Raw genomic sequence first — 6,228 nt, forward strand, 5'->3', positions numbered from 1 at the left:
GACAAGGTCAATGGTCCCCGCGTCCAGGGCGCGCATCGTGGGTTTCCCTTATCGTTGCATCCTGGGCGACTGGCTATGCTCCGTCACGATATTCCCCTCTTCGATGTGTCCGGTGAGCCGATGTGGTCGCTCAACAACCGTACTTCGTACTCGGTGGGGAAGAACTGGATTCGAGACAAGATCGGCGCCCATCACTGGTTGGTGGCGGTGAAGGCCACATTCCAGGTGACATCGGAAGGACGACTCTCCCTCGCCGACACACAGGCGCCGCCGCTGCTCACCCCGCTCCACCGAGGGGAGCCTGGCATGTCCAGCCTGCGGGCGGACTCGGACTTGCTCGCCATCAAGCCCGCGACGGATGTGCTGGTGGAGGCAAGCGCCCATGCCCCGGGAGGAGCACCGGCGACGCGCGTCCCTGTCGCATTGAGGGTCGCGGAGCTCCACAAGGCGCTCGTGGTGCACGGGCCCCGGGTCTACGAGAAGGGCTTCACGGGCCTTTCTCCCTCGAAGCCGCGCCCGTTCACCGAGAGCCCCATCGTCTATGAATGGGCTTATGGCGGACAGGACCTGAGGGACCCGGCGGTGCGCGGGCAGCGCTTCGACTCGCGCAACCCCGTGGGACGGGGCGTGGCCTCGAAGCCAGAGCGGCTGAAGGACCAACCCGTCCACACCGTCGAATATCCCGATGGCGACTTCACGCGACGAGGCCCCGCGGGATTCGGGCCTATCGACATGAGCTGGTCTCCCCGCCGTGAGTTGGCGGGGACCTTCGATGAGGCCTGGGAACGAGAACAGCGGCCCCTGCTTCCCGTCGACCATGACGAGCGCTTCGCCCTCGGCGCTCCCCACGACCAGGGATTGGGGCGCTTCCTGCGGGGCGGTGAGCGTCTGGAGTTGATGAACCTGACGCCTCGCGGCGTGCTGCGCTTGGAGTTACCCAAGCTGTACTTCGTGATGACGACCCGGTTCGGAAGCCGCGCCCGCGAGCACCGCGCGCGCCTGGCAACCGTTCGAGTGGATGCGCACCAGATGCTCCTGGAGATGGTGTGGCAGAGCGCGCTGCGTGTCTTTCCCAGGGAGGTGGACCTCCTGGATGAGACCCGCATCCGGGAGAAGCCTTTCCTCACATGAGCGCCTCCGTGCACATCGTCGCCGTCGCTGCGCGAACACCCGTGGGGCTCACCGCGGAGGAGAGCGCCGCCTCCGTGCGCGCGGGCATCAGTCGGCTCCAGTTGCATCCCTTCATGGTGAATGGGCTCGGCAAGCCCTTGCGCTGCGCGCGGGACGGTTTGCTCGAAGCCGGGACGCAGGGCCTCTCCAGGTTGAGGGTGCTGGCGACGGCCGTGCTTGAGGAGCTGAGGCGAAAGCTTGGCACCCTGGAGGCACCACGCCTCCTGCTCGTACTCCCGGAGTCACGACCTGGGTTCTCCGAGGCCGATGCCCTGTCCATGGTGGAGGCGCTGACTTCTGACCGAGGCACGGGGTCGTGGTCTCCGCGCGTCGAGCTGGGCGGACGGGGCCACGCGGGGGTGCTCCAGGCGCTCGAAGTGGCGGAGCAACGGCTCATCTCGGGCAGCGAGGAACTGAGTGTGGTGCTGGGCGTGGACAGCTATCACGATGCGGACTCGCTCGATTGGCTTGCGTCCCAGTTCCGCTTGGCAGGGGAGGGAGCACGCACGGGCTTCATTCCCGGGGAGGCGGCGGCCGGGCTCGTCCTGGCTCGCTCCTCGCTCCAGCGGAAGCTGGGCCTCGTCTCGCTGGCGCGGGTGCGTGGCGTTGGCACCGCGACCGAGACGCGGCTCATCCATGGGGATGAGGAGGTGCTGGGCAAGGGCCTGGCCCGAGCCATCCAGGGCGCGACCCGCGGGCTGAAACTGCCGGACGAGGCGTTGGACTCCGTGTACTGCGACCTCAACGGCGAGCGGTACCGAACCGAGGAGTGGGGCTTCGCGCTGCTACGGACACAGCGCGTGTTGAGAGATTCGTCCTGCGTCGCACCCGTCGATTGCTGGGGGGACGTCGGAGCGGCCTCGGGTGCGCTGTCGTGCGTGCTGGCGACGCAGGCATGGGCGCGGAAGTACGCGAAGGGCCCCAGGGCACTCGTCTGGGGTGGCTCGGAGAGCGGCTTGCGAGCGGCCGCGGTTCTCGAATCCAGCTCGGACCCGGCGAGGCGCGCATGAGCGTCCTGGTGAATGCCCCGAAGACCCCTGTCACGAAAGGCAGCTCCGGAACCGCGACGGCGACGCTGCCCAACATGTGCAAGATGCCGGGGCCGCCGGCGCCCTTTGTTCCCACGGTGCTGCCCAACACGGGCAAGAGCGGGGAGTCGCCCAAGGGCTACTCCACCTCCGTCACCATCAAGGGCGATGCCATCGCCATCAGGGGTGCCAGCTTTGGCTCCTCGGGGGACTCCGCCAGCAAGGGCACGGGCGGCGGGATGGCCTCCGCAAACACCCATGGGCCCACGAAGTTCCTCGGCCTGGGTTCTCTCGACGTCAAGGTGGAGGGCAAGAACGTCCAGCTCCTCGGCGACCCCATGCTGAACAACTGTGGTCCCGGTGGCTCGCCCGCGAACGCGGCGACCTTGTCGGGCCTGGACCAGGCGTCGGGGGGCGCGGAAATCCTGATTGCCCTGGAGGATATCGGGAAGGAGTGTAACGAGAAGATCAACAGGGAAGCGGGTTTCCCCCCACCCGAAAAGCCCTCGGGTCGCATCTGCACGAAACTCGGGACCTTGAAGCACGCATGCTGCGATGCGGCCATCAAGGATGCCAACAATGCCAAGGTGAAGTCAGAGGTCCCCCTCAAGAAAGATGGGACACCTCATCCCCATACACGGGAGGATGCGCTGGCTGCGGGAAGGGAGGCCGCCGCGTTGAACCCTGTTTCTCCGAAAGCCGCCTTCTGCAAGGCCTTCTTCGCGAAGCTGCCTCCCATTAGCCTTGACGCCGTCATCCTTGACGATAGCGGAAAGATTGCCAAGGTCTACGACTATAAATTCAACTGCAAGGACCAACCCAAGATGTCCAAAACCCAGAAGGAGAAGTACAAGACCGCGACGGGGATGGAACCCACTCTCCTTCACTTCTGGTGACGCAATGTCCGAGCGAGTTCGACTGACCCGTGACGGTCGTGGGCTATTTCTTCGAGATAGCTTCATCATTGTCTTCTATTGCAAGAAACCCTTCGGAGATTTGGCATCTGCCTTTGGACAGGCATTCGGACATTGGCTGGAAGTCACTCCAGAGGAGGGCAGGAAGTGGGCATCCGTGGGGGCGAATTCGGATTCCTACAAACCACTGACGCCCCAGAGACTCGCTGCCGCCCGCAGAGAGCTCGACCCGGCCAAAGCCCTCTCGCGCGAGCTGTCCACGTTCGACCTGGGGGGGCCCGAGAGCATCAATCCCGACCACTTCTTCACGTGCCTGGGCTTTCGCGAGGCCGTTGGGCAGAAGGTCTCCTACCTGGAGGTTCGCCTACCTCGGGCTCCGGAGACTGATGCAGAAATCCAGGCAGCGCGGGCACTCGCCAAGCATCTGGGCAGCCTTGTTCCCTACTCGAGTGGCTATGCCTCCCCCGCCCTCACCTGGGGAGTGGAATCTCAACAAGCATGGTATTCCCTCGAGGCGGGCAAGCTCGCCTTCCGGCATCCGGGCTATGATGTCCCGAACAGCGCGAACACTTGCTACGACCTCGGCGAGAAGCTCCGCGGCGCCTACTGGCTCAACTTCATCGGCCCCGCGGCGCTCGAGGCCCTCGGCGGGGAGAAGAAGCTCCGCGCCACGCTCGACGCGAGCATCGGCATCGAGCAAGTCGGGCACGGACTCATGCTCCAGGCGGGCCCGAAGCCCGAAGTCGGGGACGTGAATCGCCAGGAGAACCTCCCCCTGCTCCGCTCACTGGCCAAGACGCTCGAGCCGGTGTGCCTGTTCACCGGCAACTCCCTCGAAAACAACTTCATCGAGCAGGGTGACAGCGAACGGTGGCTGAGGCGCCACCTGGACTGACCCCATGCTAGCCACTCCCTACGCTCTGCCTTTCGTCTTCGAGGTCTCCCCCAGAAATCCCTGGGGAGCCCCGCAGCCCGTCGACCTCGTCCTCGAGGCCGTCCAGCCCTTGAGCGCCAAGGACGCCGAGCGCCTCCAGGACAACGTGTTCCCCTTCTGGTTGCTCGCCTCCGGGGGCGCGCTCTCCCTGGGAGCCCCAGGCGCGCTCGGGCCCGAGCCGGCACAGCCCACGTTCAGCAAGACACCTCAATCGGCGCGGTTCATCTTCGACAAGTGGGCGCTCAACGAGCGCGCGAGCCACTGCCTTTTGTGCCTCCTCCTGGCCGCCCATTCCAGCGTACCGCTGAAACGCGTGCGCCTCGCCACGGCGGGAGATGCACCGCAGCCGGTCCGCGTCGACCCGAAGCTCACCGACCCCTATCCCCGGGCCTCACCCAAACAGCCCTTCTCGTGGAACATCGAGGACTCCGAGAGCGATGTCCGGGAGCTGCACATCACCTTCGCGCACCCCCTCTCCACCGAGCAGCAGGACATCGTGTCCACCGAGCTGAAGTCCTTCGGCGCGGCGCTCGCCTCCGGTGCCTACGGCGTGGCCCCCGTGGCTCCGGAGGACTGTGGCTGCCTGCCCTCCGAGGACGTGGAGATTTCCGGCAACGAGGTCCACTGGTCGCTGGAGGATTGCCGCTTCCACCCCGACGCCCTCGAAGGACTCATCGGCGTGTGCGCGGCGCTCCATCAACGCGTCGCCCCCATTCTCGACGTCACCATCGACTGAACACAGAAGCGCTCAGTGCCCCAGGCTGTCCACGCCGCGTAGAGGACGCATCAGCGCGGTGATGAGCCACTCCCGCCGCACCACGAACTCAGCGGTCCCCGTCATTCCCGGGCGCAGCTTCGGCGTGCCCCCCGCTGTCGAGCGCGGTGCCTCCGCCACTCGCACGTTCACGCGATAGGGCGCGGCCCCCAGCGTGTCCTCCTGCCTCCGCCTGGTGTCCGCCGCCATCTGATACAGCGCCCCCGGCAACACGCCGAAGTCCTGGAAGGGATACGCGTCCAACTTGATACGCACTGGCTGACCGTCCCTCAACCTCCAACCGCGCCGCCTCCAACCGCGTCTCCGCCAGATCCCCCTCGTAGCGCGCCAACTCCACCTTCGCCGCCGACAGCTCCGCACCGTCCGCCAGCGCAGCCACGCGCGCGTCACCCTCCAGCCCTCGCTGCTCCAGCTCCAGCCGTCCCAGGCTCGCCTCCAGCTCACGAGCGGAGGCCTGTGCCGCCACGACCTGGGCCCGCGCGACCTCCGCCTGCGACGCGGCATTCTCCGCTTCCACCGTCGCGACGAACTCCTTCTCCCGCAGCTGCTCCGCGCTCCGCGCATCCCGCGAGCGCACCCCCGCCTCCTGCTCCCGAGCATGAATGAGCGCTCGCGCCGCCTCCAGCCGCGCCACCGTCTCCACCGCCGTCGCCTTGCGCACGCGCACCTGCATCCCGTACGCCTCCGTCCGCGAGGCCACCAGCGACTCCAACATCGTCACTCGCGAACGCGCCGCCGCCACCTGCTGCTCCAGCAGCCGCACCCGCGCTCGCATCTGCGCGTCATCCAGGCGCAGCAACACCTGCCCCTGAGTCACCGCCTGCCCCTCGCGCACAACGATGTCCACCACCACGCCCGAGCGAGGCGCCTGCACCCGCGCCGTCTCGCCCACGGGCGACACCACCGCCTGGGCTCGCACCACCACGTCCAGTTCCACGAAGAACAGCGCGACCAGCCCCAAGATGAACAGCGCCGCCGACGCGACATACAACCCGCGCATCACCCGCCGCGTCCGAGGGGAGTCGAGCATGGGCAACAGCTCCCGATAGGAGTCCTCAGTCACCGCCATGAGGCCCCTCCGCTCCCTGGCGCTTCCAGTTCGGCGTCGCCTGCGCGAGCGCGCTGGACAGCTTGCCCTGCGCCGACATCAGCGACTCGTGCGTCCCCATCTGCGCGATGCGGCCCTCGTTCATCACCACGATGCGGTCCGCGTGCTGCAACGTCTGGAGCCGGTGGCTGATGATGAGCGTGGTGCGTCCCCGAACGATGTCTCGCAACCTGTCGTGGATGGCCTGCTCGGCCAGCGGATCCAACGCCGCGGTCGCCTCGTCGAATGTGGCCCTTCACCCGAGGCAGCTCCAGCACCGCCGAGGCACGCTTGTCCCCCTCCCCCGCCACGTCCTGCAC

Annotated in this window: 7 protein-coding genes; 5 read left to right on the top strand and 2 right to left on the bottom strand. The window is 67.0% G+C overall.

Features of this window, described 5'->3' with window-relative positions; genetic code table 11:
* The first annotated feature begins 75 nt into the window (after positions 1-75).
* The 5 genes from HUW62_RS26490 to HUW62_RS26510 are packed head-to-tail and all read left to right on the top strand — an operon-like array spanning position 76 to position 4,782.
* Positions 76-1,131, top strand: coding sequence for a DUF2169 domain-containing protein (locus HUW62_RS26490; RefSeq protein WP_240357184.1), 1,056 nt, complete (start codon positions 76-78; stop codon positions 1,129-1,131).
* On the top strand, positions 1,128-2,180 hold the full coding sequence (locus tag HUW62_RS26495) for a hypothetical protein (RefSeq protein ID WP_163871117.1): 1,053 nt from the start codon (positions 1,128-1,130) through the stop codon (positions 2,178-2,180). Before HUW62_RS26490 ends, HUW62_RS26495 begins: the two co-directional genes overlap by 4 nt.
* The gene (locus HUW62_RS26500) at positions 2,177-3,094 is read left to right on the top strand and encodes a PAAR-like domain-containing protein (protein WP_163871116.1); all 918 of its coding nucleotides are present in this window, start codon (positions 2,177-2,179) and stop codon (positions 3,092-3,094) included. The genes HUW62_RS26495 and HUW62_RS26500 overlap by 4 nt, the downstream gene beginning before the upstream one ends.
* A gap of 4 nt (positions 3,095-3,098) precedes the next feature.
* Positions 3,099-4,007 (top strand): type VI immunity family protein, encoded by a 909-nt coding sequence (locus tag HUW62_RS26505; protein ID WP_163871115.1) that lies wholly within the window; start codon positions 3,099-3,101, stop codon positions 4,005-4,007.
* A 4-nt stretch (positions 4,008-4,011) separates the two neighbouring features.
* On the top strand, positions 4,012-4,782 hold the full coding sequence (locus HUW62_RS26510; protein ID WP_163871114.1) for a hypothetical protein: 771 nt from the start codon (positions 4,012-4,014) through the stop codon (positions 4,780-4,782).
* Positions 4,783-4,870: 88 nt separating this feature from the next.
* On the opposite strand, the gene HUW62_RS26515 is transcribed toward HUW62_RS26510, so the two are convergent.
* Both HUW62_RS26515 and HUW62_RS26520 read right to left on the bottom strand, forming a co-directional pair.
* Positions 4,871-5,890 (bottom strand): biotin/lipoyl-binding protein, encoded by a 1,020-nt coding sequence (locus HUW62_RS26515; protein ID WP_163871113.1) that lies wholly within the window; start codon positions 5,888-5,890, stop codon positions 4,871-4,873.
* Positions 5,877-6,134 (bottom strand): hypothetical protein, encoded by a 258-nt coding sequence (locus tag HUW62_RS26520; protein ID WP_163871112.1) that lies wholly within the window; start codon positions 6,132-6,134, stop codon positions 5,877-5,879. Before HUW62_RS26520 ends, HUW62_RS26515 begins: the two co-directional genes overlap by 14 nt.
* Between the last annotated feature and the right edge of the window lie 94 nt (positions 6,135-6,228).

The sequence above is a fragment of the Myxococcus sp. AM011 genome (genome assembly GCF_013372595.1).
Classification (GTDB): domain Bacteria; phylum Myxococcota; class Myxococcia; order Myxococcales; family Myxococcaceae; genus Myxococcus; species Myxococcus eversor.

Excerpts from the sequence above, each read along its gene's own strand:
- HUW62_RS26495 (WP_163871117.1), top strand. The coding sequence starts at position 1,128 with ATGAGCGCCTCCGTGCACATCGTCGCCGTCGCTGCGCGAACACCCGTG.
- HUW62_RS26515 (WP_163871113.1), bottom strand. The coding sequence starts at position 5,890 with ATGGCGGTGACTGAGGACTCCTATCGGGAGCTGTTGCCCATGCTCGAC.
- HUW62_RS26490 (WP_240357184.1), top strand. The coding sequence starts at position 76 with ATGCTCCGTCACGATATTCCCCTCTTCGATGTGTCCGGTGAGCCGATG.
- HUW62_RS26500 (WP_163871116.1), top strand. The coding sequence starts at position 2,177 with ATGAGCGTCCTGGTGAATGCCCCGAAGACCCCTGTCACGAAAGGCAGC.
- HUW62_RS26510 (WP_163871114.1), top strand. The coding sequence starts at position 4,012 with ATGCTAGCCACTCCCTACGCTCTGCCTTTCGTCTTCGAGGTCTCCCCC.
- HUW62_RS26505 (WP_163871115.1), top strand. The coding sequence starts at position 3,099 with ATGTCCGAGCGAGTTCGACTGACCCGTGACGGTCGTGGGCTATTTCTT.